This window comes from Saprospira grandis str. Lewin, from assembly GCF_000250635.1.
GTDB classification, from domain to species: Bacteria; Bacteroidota; Bacteroidia; order Chitinophagales; family Saprospiraceae; genus Saprospira; species Saprospira grandis.
Genome location: NC_016940.1, coordinates 393,390 through 406,701, shown reverse-complemented (window position 1 = coordinate 406,701; position 13,312 = coordinate 393,390). Strand labels below are relative to the sequence as shown.

At 43.8% G+C, this 13,312-nt stretch carries 14 protein-coding genes; 9 read left to right on the top strand and 5 right to left on the bottom strand.

The window, feature by feature from the left end:
• Positions 1-752 precede the first annotated feature (752 nt).
• The 9 genes from SGRA_RS01835 to SGRA_RS23735 all read left to right on the top strand — a co-directional run bounded on the left by SGRA_RS01835 (position 753) and on the right by SGRA_RS23735 (position 5,883).
• Positions 753-1,565, top strand: coding sequence for a hypothetical protein (locus SGRA_RS01835; protein ID WP_041329438.1), 813 nt, complete (start codon positions 753-755; stop codon positions 1,563-1,565).
• Between the two features lie 11 nt (positions 1,566-1,576).
• Positions 1,577-2,170 (top strand): hypothetical protein, encoded by a 594-nt coding sequence (locus tag SGRA_RS01830; RefSeq protein WP_014373417.1) that lies wholly within the window; start codon positions 1,577-1,579, stop codon positions 2,168-2,170.
• 51 nt (positions 2,171-2,221) lie between these two features.
• A complete protein-coding gene (locus SGRA_RS01825; protein ID WP_014373416.1) occupies positions 2,222-2,566 on the top strand; it encodes a hypothetical protein in 345 nt (114 codons plus the stop codon).
• 93 nt (positions 2,567-2,659) lie between these two features.
• Complete coding sequence (locus SGRA_RS01820; protein WP_014373415.1) at positions 2,660-2,881, top strand: hypothetical protein; 222 nt, start codon at positions 2,660-2,662, stop codon at positions 2,879-2,881.
• Positions 2,882-2,921: 40 nt separating this feature from the next.
• On the top strand, positions 2,922-3,179 hold the full coding sequence (locus SGRA_RS01815) for a hypothetical protein (protein WP_014373414.1): 258 nt from the start codon (positions 2,922-2,924) through the stop codon (positions 3,177-3,179).
• Positions 3,180-3,769: 590 nt separating this feature from the next.
• Positions 3,770-4,393: a hypothetical protein gene (locus SGRA_RS01810; protein WP_041329437.1), complete on the top strand. Its 624-nt coding sequence runs from the start codon at positions 3,770-3,772 to the stop codon at positions 4,391-4,393.
• A gap of 85 nt (positions 4,394-4,478) precedes the next feature.
• Positions 4,479-4,865, top strand: a complete 387-nt coding sequence (locus SGRA_RS01805) for a hypothetical protein (protein WP_014373411.1) — start codon at positions 4,479-4,481, stop codon at positions 4,863-4,865.
• A gap of 101 nt (positions 4,866-4,966) precedes the next feature.
• A complete protein-coding gene (locus tag SGRA_RS01800) occupies positions 4,967-5,335 on the top strand; it encodes a hypothetical protein (RefSeq protein WP_014373410.1) in 369 nt (122 codons plus the stop codon).
• Between the two features lie 200 nt (positions 5,336-5,535).
• The gene (locus SGRA_RS23735) at positions 5,536-5,883 is read left to right on the top strand and encodes a hypothetical protein (protein WP_014373408.1); all 348 of its coding nucleotides are present in this window, start codon (positions 5,536-5,538) and stop codon (positions 5,881-5,883) included.
• Positions 5,884-6,467: 584 nt separating this feature from the next.
• On the opposite strand, the gene SGRA_RS01785 is transcribed toward SGRA_RS23735, so the two are convergent.
• The 5 genes from SGRA_RS01785 to SGRA_RS01765 form a co-directional block, all read right to left on the bottom strand.
• Positions 6,468-7,079 carry a hypothetical protein gene (locus tag SGRA_RS01785; RefSeq protein WP_014373405.1) on the bottom strand — a complete coding sequence of 204 codons (612 nt, stop codon included), beginning with the start codon at positions 7,077-7,079 and terminating at the stop codon, positions 6,468-6,470.
• A gap of 3 nt (positions 7,080-7,082) precedes the next feature.
• The gene (gene mrdA / locus SGRA_RS01780; RefSeq protein ID WP_014373404.1) at positions 7,083-8,936 is read right to left on the bottom strand and encodes a penicillin-binding protein 2; all 1,854 of its coding nucleotides are present in this window, start codon (positions 8,934-8,936) and stop codon (positions 7,083-7,085) included.
• Between the two features lie 291 nt (positions 8,937-9,227).
• The gene (gene cdaA, locus SGRA_RS01775) at positions 9,228-9,998 is read right to left on the bottom strand and encodes a diadenylate cyclase CdaA (protein WP_014373402.1); all 771 of its coding nucleotides are present in this window, start codon (positions 9,996-9,998) and stop codon (positions 9,228-9,230) included.
• A gap of 107 nt (positions 9,999-10,105) precedes the next feature.
• On the bottom strand, positions 10,106-11,014 hold the full coding sequence (locus SGRA_RS01770) for an MORN repeat-containing protein (protein WP_014373401.1): 909 nt from the start codon (positions 11,012-11,014) through the stop codon (positions 10,106-10,108).
• Between the two features lie 28 nt (positions 11,015-11,042).
• Positions 11,043-13,304: an AAA family ATPase gene (locus SGRA_RS01765; protein ID WP_014373400.1), complete on the bottom strand. Its 2,262-nt coding sequence runs from the start codon at positions 13,302-13,304 to the stop codon at positions 11,043-11,045.
• Positions 13,305-13,312: the final 8 nt, after the last annotated feature.

Here is a 13,312-nt window from a genome sequence, read left to right as displayed (position 1 = left end):
GAGAGAAGAAGCCTTTTAGGAACTAGTTGGTTTTGGGTCCATGGGCTAAAGCCCATGCTTGTGGGGCTATGCAAACTGGCGGGCTAAAGCCTTTGTTTGCTGTAAATGATATGGGCCGATGGTTTTAACCTTCGGTTATGGCGGCTCTGCCGCTACCTGCAGCCTAAAGGCCGCAGCCATTTTTGTTGGGCCATCATTTTGCTCGCCGCAGGAGCTTAAAAGCCCCTGCTTTGTTTATGGAAAGGGAATATTTGGTTTTCAGGTCCTGCGGCTTTTAAGCTGCAGGCCAACTGTTGGTCAGGATCTGGCTCTGCTGTACCTAAATTGGCTGCTGGTTTTAACCTGCAGCCACAGCAAGCAGGCGGCGAAGGCCAAATGAAAGCCCTGCCACTTCTATCCTTTGCTTTAATTTCTTGTTATTTTGCCTTATTTTCTCTCTCATAGCTAGGGCTATGCCTTGACTAGCCTGAAATTTTTATCAAAGGATGGCCGATAAGTTAATTTTATGAGGGTTTCAACCCTCATTTATAGATTATTGCGAAGCAATACCGCTGTTGTATGGCTGCTGGTTTCAACCTGCAGCCACGGCTAGCAGGCGGCGAAGCCGCCGCAAAGGAGCGAAGCGACTTGGCCTAGGGGCCTGAAAGGGGGCCGCGCAGCGGCAGACCCAGGGCGAAGCCCGCAGGGCCGAGCAGACCTGCGAGCCCTGAAAGGGCCCGGCCGCCGCAGGCGGCAGGCCCCAAAAAATAAATATGGATATGCGGATAAAAAGATTCCTCAACTTATTCTTATGGCTATTGTTTTTGGGCCTATTATCTTGTCAAAGAGTGCCCGCAGAGCTCGATTTTGAGCAGGCTGCCAATGAGTTGATGCAGCAGCATTATCATGAAATCAAGCCCATTAGTCATTATTTGCATCAGAAGCAGTTTGCGGCAATTGCAGCGGCTATCTATAGGGCGAAAAGGAAAGAGCTGCGAGCCAAAAGCTTCTTGAAGGTCTTGGATTACCCTGAAGACTGGGATGCACTTAGCGATTTTGAGCAGTTGCTATTCTTGCAAAATAATGCTGATTTGAGGCAACTTATTGCGGAGGATTATGCCGTTTTTGAGCAAACAGTGTTTTTAAATAAGGTTTTGGCAGGCTCAAAAAAACGTTTAAAAGATTGGGGTAAAGAGGATGTAGCGGCCTTTAAGCGACTAATTTTACAGCTAGATTGGGGAAAAAGCAAACAAGCGTTTTTTGTAGATAATAAAGCAGATCCAAGGCTTTCGACTTATTATATAGATCCCTATGAGGCAGAAGCTGTTGTCTTGGCTGGTGGAGCTAATAAACAAGCTGTTTTTGCTCTATTTTTATTGGATAAGCTGCTTTTGGAGGAGGAGATGAGCAGGGCGAGCAAGCATAGCTATTTGCTTTGTTATCAGACTGTTCATCCGAAGAATCGAAAGGATCAGCAGTTGCATGATTATGGAGATATATTTTATCGCTATGAGCTGGAAGAGAAGGAGGGACAGCTACTGCTTAAAAAGCATTTTTTGAATGATTACAAGCTATTTATTCATTAAAAAAATAAGTTATGCGTTTTTTGCTTTGTGCTTGTGCTTGGCTGTTGCTCCTTGCTTGTCGGTCAGAGGTTAATCAATTATCGGAACTAAAAGAAATAGACCAAAGAATCATTGATGCAGTAATTCCGGCGCCAATAGGGACAGAAGCTGCCTTAATTTTTTATGAGACTCATTTGTCTAGTCGGCGAGTTTGCTACCTACAAAAGGCGGACAGCAGCTGCTGTTGTTATTATTTGAAAGAAAAAGAAAAAAGCGAGAAAGGCCGTTTAGTAGCTAGTTATGCAGATGAGCAAACTTATCGTTTGCGTCAGCTTTATTTGCTGCGGAAAGCTTGTTTTAAGTTGGATAAATTTAGCTATCGAGGCTTTTGGGAAAAGCTAAAATTAGAAAAAAGTCTATCTTTGAAGCCACAAGAAAAAGCAGCAGCCCCCTCAAATTATTTGGCTCGTTACGCCCTGATTGAAGTAGTGGATAAGCAGCACATTTTTGTAGAAAATTACTTTTTGGAAGAAAAGGTTAATCTAGAGCATATTCCAACTCGCTTTTTGATGCTTTATGATGAATTAAATCAGTTTTTGCGAAATGAGTCTTGGGAGAGGGACTAAGTTGTGTTAGTCCTTCAGCTTTTTCTGGATTTAGGCCTAAAATAGCAGTTTATGGAAAAGTTGATTGCAGGAGATAAGGTTATTCTTGTTCTGATGCTACATTTGGTTAATAGCAATTTTAAGATAAAGCGTTTTTATCTAATATTTAAGGCTTTCACTAAGATAGGGATATTTGTAGATCTACCTTTTTTCTTTCAAAAGCTAGAAAGTGAGGCCTATGTTCAGCTTTATGAGAAGACTTCAAAATTAGAATTAGGGGAGTATGAAATGACCGATAAGGGCAGAAAGCTTCTTGATGCAATGCCAACAAAAGAGTTAGTGAAATACCTTGAATTGTTTGAAGAATTTAATTTAGAGGGATTTCAGTTTTTTATAAAAGAGAAGGACGCTAGTTAAACTCGAACTTTAGTCCTCTAAAGTCTGACCGAAACTTACTTTTAGTATATTTTGAGCTATTTGTTTGAGATTTATGCAGCAAAGCCTATAAACATGGAAATAAAATACGGCGTAGTTGGCCTTATATTAAAAGGTGATGATCAAGCTAAATATGTTAAAATAGAGGATGATACTAGTGGTAGTACTGGAGGAATTTACATCTTAATTTCAGAGGACGAGTTTTTTACTAAAAATGTTTTTGATGACTGGCTTCCGAATAAAGATGATATCCTCGAATATGTTGAAGAGTCTAGATGGGAAATTCAATGGAGATAGAACAAAATAATATTATTTGGTAAGCCACAATTAAACAGGTATGATGGATGAAGAATGGATGAAAGTATTAGAGCTCATTGTGGATGAAAAGATAAATGCGTTATCGCAAGTCTTAAATCACAGAGGAGAAACCTATGGTTATAGATTTGTTGTCGTTCAAAAAGACAGTCGAATGGGGTATTTAGTTATATGGAAAGAAGATACATTACAAGCTGTAAATATTTCACGAATTAAAGTACCAATTACTTATCTAAATCAGAGACAACCTATTCCTGAAAATTTAATTTTCGATTGGTAGATAGGCGTTCATCGATACTAATTGCCCTTGCAGTTAGGGGCCTCCCGCCTTCGGCGGGCGCTACGTTCGGCAGCTCGCTGTTACTTGCTTCGCTGCGTCGGCTCCCGTTGGTCGGGTCGCTCGGCCCTGCGCAAAAAACAAGTTTTTGCTGGGTCTGCGGCTTTGCCGCACTGCCTACCATCGGTTACTCCCGTTGGTCGTCGAACTGCGCCCTAAAGGGCTTGTTGTGGCCGTTTGGCCTTCGGCCATGGCGGCAAAGCCGCCTGCTATTCATCGCCTAGGGACAAGCCCCTAGGCTAACCTAATGGAGTCAGCCCTAAAGGGCCTCAACTGCTTATATAGCTGGCCTTGTTCATCTGCTTTTGCAAAGAAGTGCTATATCCAAAGGCCCTCGCAGAGGGCTGTCTGAAAAGCTAGCCTAGGGGCTTGTCCCTAGGCAGCAGAGCAGGCAGATAGCTTCAGTAGTCCCTCAACTTTTTCTGTGGATAGAAGCGCGAAGAAAGTAAAGTGTCTTTTAACGGCTGGGCGGCTTTGGCCCATGGGCTAAAGCCCTTCATTGCTATTTTAGGACAAGCACATAATTTATAAAAATGCTAAATTTAAAGAGAGTAGCTAGTGTTGTCGCTCTTAGTATACCTTTTTTCCTTTTCTTTGGTTGCAGTAGTTCTCCTTCAATCAAAGGAGTAGTGAAAAGGATGACCATCTGCCACGATTTTAGAAATTTACATAACAGTGATTGCAACCTAGTATTTATTTTAATAGATATTGAGGCTGTAGATTTTCCTGAGGAGGAAATTATATTGTCCTATCCTTTTGGACAAGCCAACTGTAGGGATAGCGTTCTTCTAGCAGAAAATTTACGTATTAAGGTTAAAGATAAATTATATCCCCTCAGCTCATTAAAGGGGGGAGAGGCCGCCGAACTGCTAACAAAAGCGGAGAATGTATTTTCGGTTATGTTTACTGATAGTCTTATGTCTCCTCCACATTCATTAGAGGTTTTCTCTAATTACTATAAAACTGTTTTTGATGATGGATTTGAGGTTGTCTTAGATAGAGGGCAGCGAAGAAAGCCAGACTATCTTTCAATAGTCTGTGAGAAAATACCTGATTTTCAATATCAAGTATTAGAGGATAGTAGCGGATGGAAGGCGGTTTTTGAGCATTCTTCAGAATTTGATTATTCTCCCTTTGCTCCAGCAACTATAAAATAACGGCAATGAATAAATGCTCAAGGGGGTAAGCCAGTATACAGTTGTTTTGTCTTTCTGCACAAGCATCTTAAAAAAACCGTTCATTATGGATATACTTAAAATAATATTTTTTATTTTCAACCTACACTACAATGCTGCTTTTCCAGAAGATTATATTCCATTCCCAAAACCAGAAGCTGTTCCACAAACTGCCTGCTGGCTTGGGGGATATGATGGTGGAAATTGGCTGAATATAGACTCAATAGTTCAGAAGAATAACAATATGTACCTCTATGCTCAGGTTTATTCGGGGTATTATGGAGAAAGCTTAGCATCAGGAAAGTTTAAATTATCTTGTGAAGACAGCCTATTCGACTTTGATGAAAAAAATGTTGAAAGCGTACTTAATTTTTATCAAGAAGGAAAAATTTTTACTTTAGCCGTGAATCAGGATGGCCGTTATTGTGTATTTATCTTGGAGGAAAATAATTAGCTTTAAGGCTATTTCATCCTGCCTATATACAACTTTGATTTGGGGCAAAAATCTCCCCGAAGACGGAAACTAAACTCATATAGCATTAAATACAGTTGATAATGTGGGCCGATAAGTTGAAACAGATAAATGAGAAATTAAGCAACCATTTATGGTTAGATGTAGAAGTTGCTTCAATTATGGATGAAACATTGGTATTAAATCTAGGAGAAGATTTGACATATAGTCCTAGATATCAGCTTAAATTGGAGGGGGTGAATTATTTTAACCTAGGTCGCTGCTGGACTTGGGAGCCTACTAAGCCATTTATTGAATCCGTTGACTTTTCTTTTATCGAGCAAGTTAATCGTCAATATATACAGGAGAGTTTGACAGAAGAAGGCGTAACTTCATTATTTAAACTCGCCACAGATGAGGACGCATTTTTCTTAGTTATTGCCGCAGAAATCGAATTGTTAGCTATTGATTAAGTTGATGATCCGTTATCGCAATGATGCGACTCAAGCACTTTTTCTCTGAATGGCTCTCTTCGCTCAGCATCAAAATGCAGAAGCAAGAAGTCCTGATGCGTATTCAAATTTTAAATGAGTTTAATGCTGTTGAGTTAAAAGTTGTTGATAATTAATGGGGTTGTGATTTGCAACAAGGCCGGCCTAAAAATAGTGTTCATATGAAATATCTAATATTTGTACTTTTGAGTTTAGCATTATTTAGCTGTAAACCTTTAACTGATAATTCTATTACTACCATTAAGACAACTGATGACTGCACTATTTTAGTATACGAGAATGAAGGGCATGCAACAGCGCCATCTGGCTTTTTCCTGGTAAAGAAATGTAATGGTGAGGTGGTAAATAAAAGATTTTTTAATACTTATGACACCTTAGTTAGTGTAAGGGAGTCTTTTTTAGGTGAAATTGAAATTGTTTTAGGGCAGAAAATGAATGTTTTGGATAAAGGGTGGGTAGAAGAGGATCGGTTTTTATTAGATTGTACAACTTTAGAAAATGTAGATTAAGACAAAAGTTAAAGTAGTGATTCTTATAGCCTAATTCGCTTCTTTCAAAGTTATGGGGCCTCCGCCTCGCTACGCTCGTCGGCGCTACGTTCGGCAGCTCGCTGTTCGCTCGGCCCTGCGCAAAAAACAAGTTTTTGCTGGGTCTGCGGCTTTGCCGCACTGCCTACCATCGCTAGGCCGTTTGGCCTTCGGCCATGGCGGCTTCGCCGCTATCTGCAGCCTAAAGGCCGCAGCCATTCTTGTTGGGCCTTGGTCTTTCTTGCCGCAGCGGCTTAAAAGCCCCTGCTTTGTTTGTGGGAAGGATATATTTGGTTTTCAGGTCCTGCGGCTTTTAAGCTGCAGGCCAATTGTTGCTGAGGAGCGGGCTCTGCTGTACCTAAATTGGCTGCTGGTTTCAACCTGCAGCCACAGCTAGCAGGCGGCGAAGCCGCCGCAAAGGAGCGAAGCGACTTGGCCTAGGGGCCTGAAAGGGGGCCGCGCAGCGGCAGACCCAGGGCGAAATGAAATGAGCCCGCAGGGCCGAGCAGACCTGCGAGCCCTGCAAGGGCCCGGCCGCCGAAGGCGGCAGGCCCCAAAAAATAAAACTACTTATTGAAAGAAGAGGAGAAGGCAAACTTTTGCAGAAAGGCCTCTACCTCTTCTGTATGCTCTATTTTAGGGCTAGAGGGATGGTTTTCGGCTAGGGTGTAGAGCGCCTTCTGTTGGTCCTCAAAGAAATTGAGCCAGTCGCCGCTAATAGTGGTTGTTTTATCGGGATGGGCTAATAATTCCTTTGTTTTTTCTTGCCAAGCCCTGCTCAAGAGAGGGAGCAAATTGGTCCAACGCTGGCTGGCTAAACTGCTATTTTGGGTCAAAAGATACTGAGCGGCAAGCATAGGGCGCAAAACGGCCAAATAGTGACTTTGGGGGAGCTCCCAACAGCCAAATATTTCTTTGCGCAGAAAAGTAAAGGCCTGATCGAGCAGCTCTAGCGCCAGCTGCCGAGGACGAATTAGTTTTTGGGCCAATTCATAGAGCTCCTTTTGGACATCATCCTGCAAAAAATCGGCAGTTTCTAGCGCCCAAAAAGCTTCTGCTTTAGAGGCTTGGAGCAAGCGCAAAAAAGAGCTAATATTCTCTGCAGAAACCCTCACTTTTTCAGAAGGGCAATGAAGGGCTGGGTAACTAAATAAAAATGCTTGTTTTTGGCTAGACATGGCTTAAGGGATATGAGTAGGAGAAACCAAATCGGCTTCTAGCATCATCTTTTCTAGAAGCTGGCGTTGAGGGCTTTCGATATGGCCTCTGAGGTGTTTTTCAATGATGAGCGAAGAAATCGGGGCTCCATAAGTAGAGCCATAGCCTCCATTTTCTACATAAACGGCCACCACAATTTCAGGCTTTTCCATAGGGGCAAAAGCAATAAAGGTAGAGTGGTCTTTGCCATGCACATTTTCTACAGTTCCCGTTTTGCCACAAACAGAAATATCCTCAATATGCGCGCGGCGGCCTGTACCCGAGAGAATAACTCGGCGCATGCCATCGATGACGGCTTCAAAATGTCTTGGGTGGACCTTGGTATAATGTTTTTTCTTAAATCGAGCGAGGGTGTTGCTCGTATCGCCTTTGAGCTCTTTGGCAAAATGAGGGGTATAATAATAGCCTCGGTTGGCAATAATGGCGGCCATATTGGCCATTTGCAAAGGCGTCACTTCTAGTTCTCCTTGTCCAATACCAATAGAAACAGAATGAGAAAAGCGCCAGCGGCCCTCTCCGTATCGGCGGTTAAAATAATCTACGGTAGGGATGTTTCCGCTGGCTTCTCCACCAATATCAATACCCAGTTTTCTACCCAGGCCAAAGGCTTCTAGATGTTCGCTGAGGAGCTGCATCCCTTTAGCTGGAAAATCATAGCCATAGAGATTGACCATTTCTCGATAGGTTTGGCAGAAATAGTTGTTGCAAGAGTATTGAATAGCGGCACCTACATCATGTGTAGGGGCATGGCCGTGACAACCTACTCTTAAACTCCCCATCACAAAACCACCTGCGCAGCCCATGCCACGATCGGGTTGTAACACCCCTTCTTGCAGGGCAATAGCGGCCAAAACGGGTTTGAAAATAGAGCCTGGAGGATATTTTGCCTGCAGGGCGCGGTTAAAGAGTGGGCGGCTAGAATCTCTGACCAGTTCTAGGTAAGCTTTTTGTCGCTCTTGGTCTACGGTTAGTAACTGAGGGTTGTAGTTGGGAGCACTGACCATGGCTAAAATCTCACCTGTAGAGGGTTGAATGACCACTACGGCCCCTCTTTTATTTTGCATGAGTTCCTCAGCATAGCGCTGCAAGTTCAGGTCGATAGAGGTAATGAGGTCGCAACCTGAAATAGCGGGAACATCTTGGCTTCCTTCTTTATAGCTCCCCTTGATTTTTCCCCATTTATCTTTGAGGACCTGTTTTTTACCTTTGGTTCCTCTGAGTTGGGCTTCATAGGCTTGTTCTAGGCCAGAAATACCAATATAATCCCCTCTTTTATAGATGCCTTCAGAGGCTTTGATTTGCTCTGGATTGACCTCAGAAATATAGCCCAAGGCATGAGCACCTACGGTTACGGGATAACCACGGCTGTTTCGGCTATGTAGTTCAAAGCCCGGGAAATTGTAGAGGTGTTCTTGTAAAATGGCGAGGCTATCGGCACGCAGGCGGCTCATGAAAGTAATGGGCTTGCGTTTAGAAAAACGGCGGTCGCTCCAGTCTTTCTCCATATTTTTGACAAAGGTAGCCCTGTCGATGCCCAGCAGCTCACAGAAAAGAGCGGTATCTATATTGGCTCGGCGAACAGTTTCGTAGGTGGCCAATATATCGTAGGTGGGTAAATTATAGATCAGTAGGCTATCATTGCGGTCATAGAGCAATCCTCTGGAAGGGTAGAGGGTGAGTGCTTGTCGATAGCTTTGTTGTTGTTGATAGGAGGTATCTATAATTTGAATTTGGAAACATTTAAACAAGAGCGCTAAGGCGGCCAAAATGATGGCGCCTTGTAAAATTCTGAGCCTTGTTTGATATATATCTTGCATAAGGTAGCGTCAACTAGGAGGGCAGTGGTAAAATAGAGGCTTCATTTGTACTGCTTCAGTATGATGCCTTTAGCGAAAATACTGCTTTTGTGTAGGCTGGCCAACTAACAGCCTTTTTTTTTAACCTAATTTTTAGGGCGCGACCAAATTTGGCTGAGGGATGGAAAGGGTGGCCGAAGGCCAGACCGAGCTTTTTGAGCGTAGCGAAAAAAGCGATGGGCCGAGCAGACCTGCGAGCCCGGCACAGCCCGACCCGGCCAACGGCCGGGGCAGCCCCAAAAAAAGAAAAAACTAACGCAACACTCGACGCAACAGTTTGTGCATATCTTCAGCCGAAATATTGCGTTGGATATTGCCTTGGCGGGCATAAGAAATATGGCCTGTTTCTTCAGAAACGATGAAGGCTAAAACGGGGGTTTCTTCGGTAATGCCAATAGCGGCTCGGTGGCGAAGGCCCAGCGATTGAGGAATGCCAGGGCGGTCGGAAACGGGCAGCACGCAGCTAGCGGCAATAACTTCTTGGCCCGAAATAATGGTGGCCCCATCATGCAAGGGGCTATATTTATTGAAAATGCTGAGCAATAATTGGCTGCTGATTTTTGCGCCCAACATTACGCCCGAACTGTAGTAGCCGTCTAGGCTAGCGCCCGTATTGATGAGGATGAGCGCCCCTGTTTTTTCTTGGGCCATTTCTTCGGTGGCCCGGGTGATTTCACGGATAATCAGCTCTATTTGTGCATCTTCTTGGGCACCCGACTTTTTGCCCAATAGCCGCTCGATAAGTTGGCCCTGTAGGTAGCCTTGGCCCAAAAAGAGCAGAAAACGGCGGACTTCTGGCTGAAAAAGAATGAGCAGGGCAATCATTCCAACACTAACAAACTGTCCCAAAATGCTGCTGAGTAGGGGCATGCCCAGGGCCGAGACCAGCCACCAAAGGATGTAGACGAAGACCAGCCCCAAAAAGATATTGAAGCCCAGACTTCCCTTGAGTAATTTATAAATTTGAAAGAGGAGATAGCCAACAATAATGATGTCGACTAGGTCCCAGAGGGTTACATCCATAAACCCTATTTGTAACAGCCAGATGCAGTCCATGATATCTAAATTCAGTGTGGCACAAAAAAAAGGTCCTGGAAGGACCTTTTTTATATCTTCGCCTTTTGCAAGGCTTATTCGGCATGGATCAAAGCACCTCGATCCCAAATGCCCTCTTCTACTTCTCCAAGCTTAGAAATGTATTTTCCTCGGCCATGGAACTCATTTTCTCTAAAAAAGCCCTCATAATAGCTGCCATCAAGATAAAAATATTTTCCAAAACCTGTTCGTTTTCCATTGATCCAATTCCCCTCATAGCGGTCGCCATTATTATAATGGTAGGTTCCAAAGCCGTTGCGTTTATCATGTAGCCAATGGCCTTCAAAGATATCGCCATTGGCATAGAAGTATTTGCCAAAGCCATTCATTTTACTTTCGGCCCATTGGCCTTCATAGCGGTCATTGCTGGCCCACCAAAAAGTGCCTTCTCCGGTGCGGCTATCGCCGAGCCAGTCGCCCAAATATCGGCTACCCGTGGTTTCATAGACATATTCGCCACGGCCCTGCTTGAGGTCATTGACCCATTCGCCTTTGTAGCTATCGCCATTTTTATAGTAGTAGTTGCCTTGGCCGTGCATTCTGCCAAAGACCCAATCGCCATCATAGTATTCATTATCGGCCCAGACAAAAATGCCTCTGCCGTGTCGGCTGCCTCGGCTCCATTCGCCAAAGTAGACGCTATTATCACTAGAATAATAATATTTACCAACGCCTTCGCGCCAGCCTCCGAGCAGCTCGCCAATGTAGCGGTCGCCATTTTCATAGCTGTTCTGATGGCTTTCATCAGTGAGTAGTGACTCGATATTATGAAAATGGTAGCCATTAACTTTGAAATAGCTAAAGGGACCTTCTAGCTGTTCGTCAGAAAGCTCATTTTCATGAATATCTCTTTGTTTTGGGGGTTCCCAACCGCCACCATTGGCATCTCCGGGTTGCATAGGGGGCCCAGGGCCGTCGCCATTGTTCCATTCGTTATCTTTCATTGTATTTCGCGTTTTATGAAGGGATGAATTAGAGGTTAATAATAGTTAGCTCTCCATCTACATATTCAATATACAGTTTTTGTTTTTGAACTGCAACATCTTTTTGAAGTAACCAATTGGCTAGGGGGGCAATTAGTTCTCTTTCTAGGCAGCGTTGCAGGGGTCTGGCCCCATATCGTTGGTCAAATCCTTTATGGACCAATAGTTCTTTGAGGGCTGGCCCAAAGTCCAATTCTAGTTCTCTTTTCTTAAAGCCTTCTCTTTGCGCCAGTTGCTGCAGCTCGATGTCTAGAATTTTTCGAATATCTTTTTCTTCTAGGGCTTTGAAAAAGACAATTTGGTCCAAACGGTTAATAAATTCTGGACGGAAGAATTTATAAATGGCCGATTCATAGTTTTGCTGCTCATTTTGTCCATAACCAATGCGGCTTTGGTTGCTGGCCCCCAAATTAGAGGTCATAATAATGATGCAGTTTTTAAAATTGGTCACTCGACCAAAGGCATCCACAAAGCGACCTTCATCCAATAGACTGAGTAAGCTATCAAAAATGGCGGGATGTGCTTTTTCTACCTCATCCAAAAGTAATAGGGCAAAAGGCCGTTCTCGAACAGCCTGGACCAATTTGCCCGGCCGCCCAGCGGCCCCAATAAAACGTTCAATTTGGGCCGGATGTTGAAATTCACTCATGTCAATCCGAATCAAGGGACTTTTTTGCTGCCCTTGCCCAAAAAAGTAGTCGGCCAGCAGTTTGGCCGCCGCCGTTTTTCCAACTCCCGTCGGTCCAGCAAATAGTAAACTCCCAATGGGTTTGCTGGGGTTATTAAGCCCTACCTTAAAGATTTTAACCAAGTTGCAAAGGGCATCTACCGCTGGCTTTTGCCCAATTAAGCGACTAGAAAAATAGTCTTGTAGCTCTTCGGGCTGCAATAAAATATCATCCCGCAAAAATATTTCTGGCAAGCCCGTCTGCTTGCTAAAGCTTTCTAAAACTGCCTTACTATCTATTGTGGGCTGATTTTTATGGCTTTGCATGACTTTATCCAAAAAACGAAGGGCTTTGCCCGGAAAATGCTCATAAGGATAATAGCGATCTAAAAGACGATATGCCAATTGCCAAGCATCGGCCTGTATGCTTTGCTTAAATTGTTGCTCGGCATACTGGGCAAAACGCTCCAAAATTCTAAACACAGCCATTTCATCTAGCTGATTGAGCTGCACAAGCTGAAAATGCTGAACAAAACTAGGCAGTTTTTGACGCAAACTCTCCAGTTCCTTGGGCGTCAATTCTCCAATCAATTGCAGTTTGCCTTCCGCAATAAATCCACTCATAAAGGCCGCCAAACTATCCTCGGCCCCTTCGCCACCAATTTGTAACAAACGAATGCAGTCATTGACCCAAAGCACGCCCTGCACCGACTGCAGTTCTTCTACCAAACTTTCTACTTTCTGCTGCCATTCGCCCAAATATTTGGCCTGCGCCGTGATGCGCTGACTATTGATGCGCCAAAATTGCAAGCCCATCTGACTCACTTTCTGAATTTTTCGTAAGGCTTCTTGCAAAACCACCGTTTTTCCAGAAGAAGGCGGGCCCACTAATAAAATATTGGCTCTTTTGTTCAAAATTTTATCAATCAGTTGCTGCACCACATCTTCTCGCTCCCAAGCTTGCTCAGGCAAACGCTTTTTGCGAAGATCGGCCTGCTTGGGCGGATACAATTCGGCCAAAGCCGGCAATTCTTTTAATTGCGGACCCTGTTGCCAAGCCTGCCCAAAAGAACTGCGCTCTTCCACTTCCTTAATCCGCAATTGCAATTCACTCAACTGCGGCTCGGGCCGGTTCATCAAACGAAAAATACTTTTTGGCTGATACTGATTGAGCAAGTTGCTACAATAATACTGAAGCAAAGAAGACAAACTATTATTATCCTGATACCGAAAAGACTCAAAAAGATCAGGCAACTGACATTCATAGGCATATCCGTTCGAGCTGGGCCCATAAACGGTCCAAATCGGAATTTTTAAACTTTGCTCTACCGGAAAATTATGCTCCCCCAACTGATAACTGGGCCGAAACTCAATCTCAAAGCGCTTTTTCTTAAACTGCTCCAAAGTCTGCGGCGGATAATGCCCATATTTTTTATACTGCTTCTGCAAAAGCTGCACAAAAGCCGCCTTCAAACTTTTTAAATCCTTTTCTATCAAAGGCAAATGATTCTGGCCCAAAATAAAGCCCAACTGAGAACCATCCGCCAAATTATAACTCCACAAAGGGTAGGTCAATGTTTTCATGCTCATAT

Excerpts from the sequence above, each read along its gene's own strand:
- SGRA_RS01835 (WP_041329438.1), top strand. The coding sequence starts at position 753 with ATGGATATGCGGATAAAAAGATTCCTCAACTTATTCTTATGGCTATTG.
- SGRA_RS01830 (WP_014373417.1), top strand. The coding sequence starts at position 1,577 with ATGCGTTTTTTGCTTTGTGCTTGTGCTTGGCTGTTGCTCCTTGCTTGT.
- SGRA_RS01825 (WP_014373416.1), top strand. The coding sequence starts at position 2,222 with ATGGAAAAGTTGATTGCAGGAGATAAGGTTATTCTTGTTCTGATGCTA.
- SGRA_RS01820 (WP_014373415.1), top strand. The coding sequence starts at position 2,660 with ATGGAAATAAAATACGGCGTAGTTGGCCTTATATTAAAAGGTGATGAT.
- SGRA_RS01815 (WP_014373414.1), top strand. The coding sequence starts at position 2,922 with ATGATGGATGAAGAATGGATGAAAGTATTAGAGCTCATTGTGGATGAA.
- SGRA_RS01810 (WP_041329437.1), top strand. The coding sequence starts at position 3,770 with ATGCTAAATTTAAAGAGAGTAGCTAGTGTTGTCGCTCTTAGTATACCT.
- SGRA_RS01805 (WP_014373411.1), top strand. The coding sequence starts at position 4,479 with ATGGATATACTTAAAATAATATTTTTTATTTTCAACCTACACTACAAT.
- SGRA_RS01800 (WP_014373410.1), top strand. The coding sequence starts at position 4,967 with ATGTGGGCCGATAAGTTGAAACAGATAAATGAGAAATTAAGCAACCAT.
- SGRA_RS23735 (WP_014373408.1), top strand. The coding sequence starts at position 5,536 with ATGAAATATCTAATATTTGTACTTTTGAGTTTAGCATTATTTAGCTGT.
- SGRA_RS01785 (WP_014373405.1), bottom strand. The coding sequence starts at position 7,079 with ATGTCTAGCCAAAAACAAGCATTTTTATTTAGTTACCCAGCCCTTCAT.
- mrdA (WP_014373404.1), bottom strand. The coding sequence starts at position 8,936 with ATGCAAGATATATATCAAACAAGGCTCAGAATTTTACAAGGCGCCATC.
- cdaA (WP_014373402.1), bottom strand. The coding sequence starts at position 9,998 with ATGGATGTAACCCTCTGGGACCTAGTCGACATCATTATTGTTGGCTAT.
- SGRA_RS01770 (WP_014373401.1), bottom strand. The coding sequence starts at position 11,014 with ATGAAAGATAACGAATGGAACAATGGCGACGGCCCTGGGCCCCCTATG.
- SGRA_RS01765 (WP_014373400.1), bottom strand. The coding sequence starts at position 13,304 with ATGAAAACATTGACCTACCCTTTGTGGAGTTATAATTTGGCGGATGGT.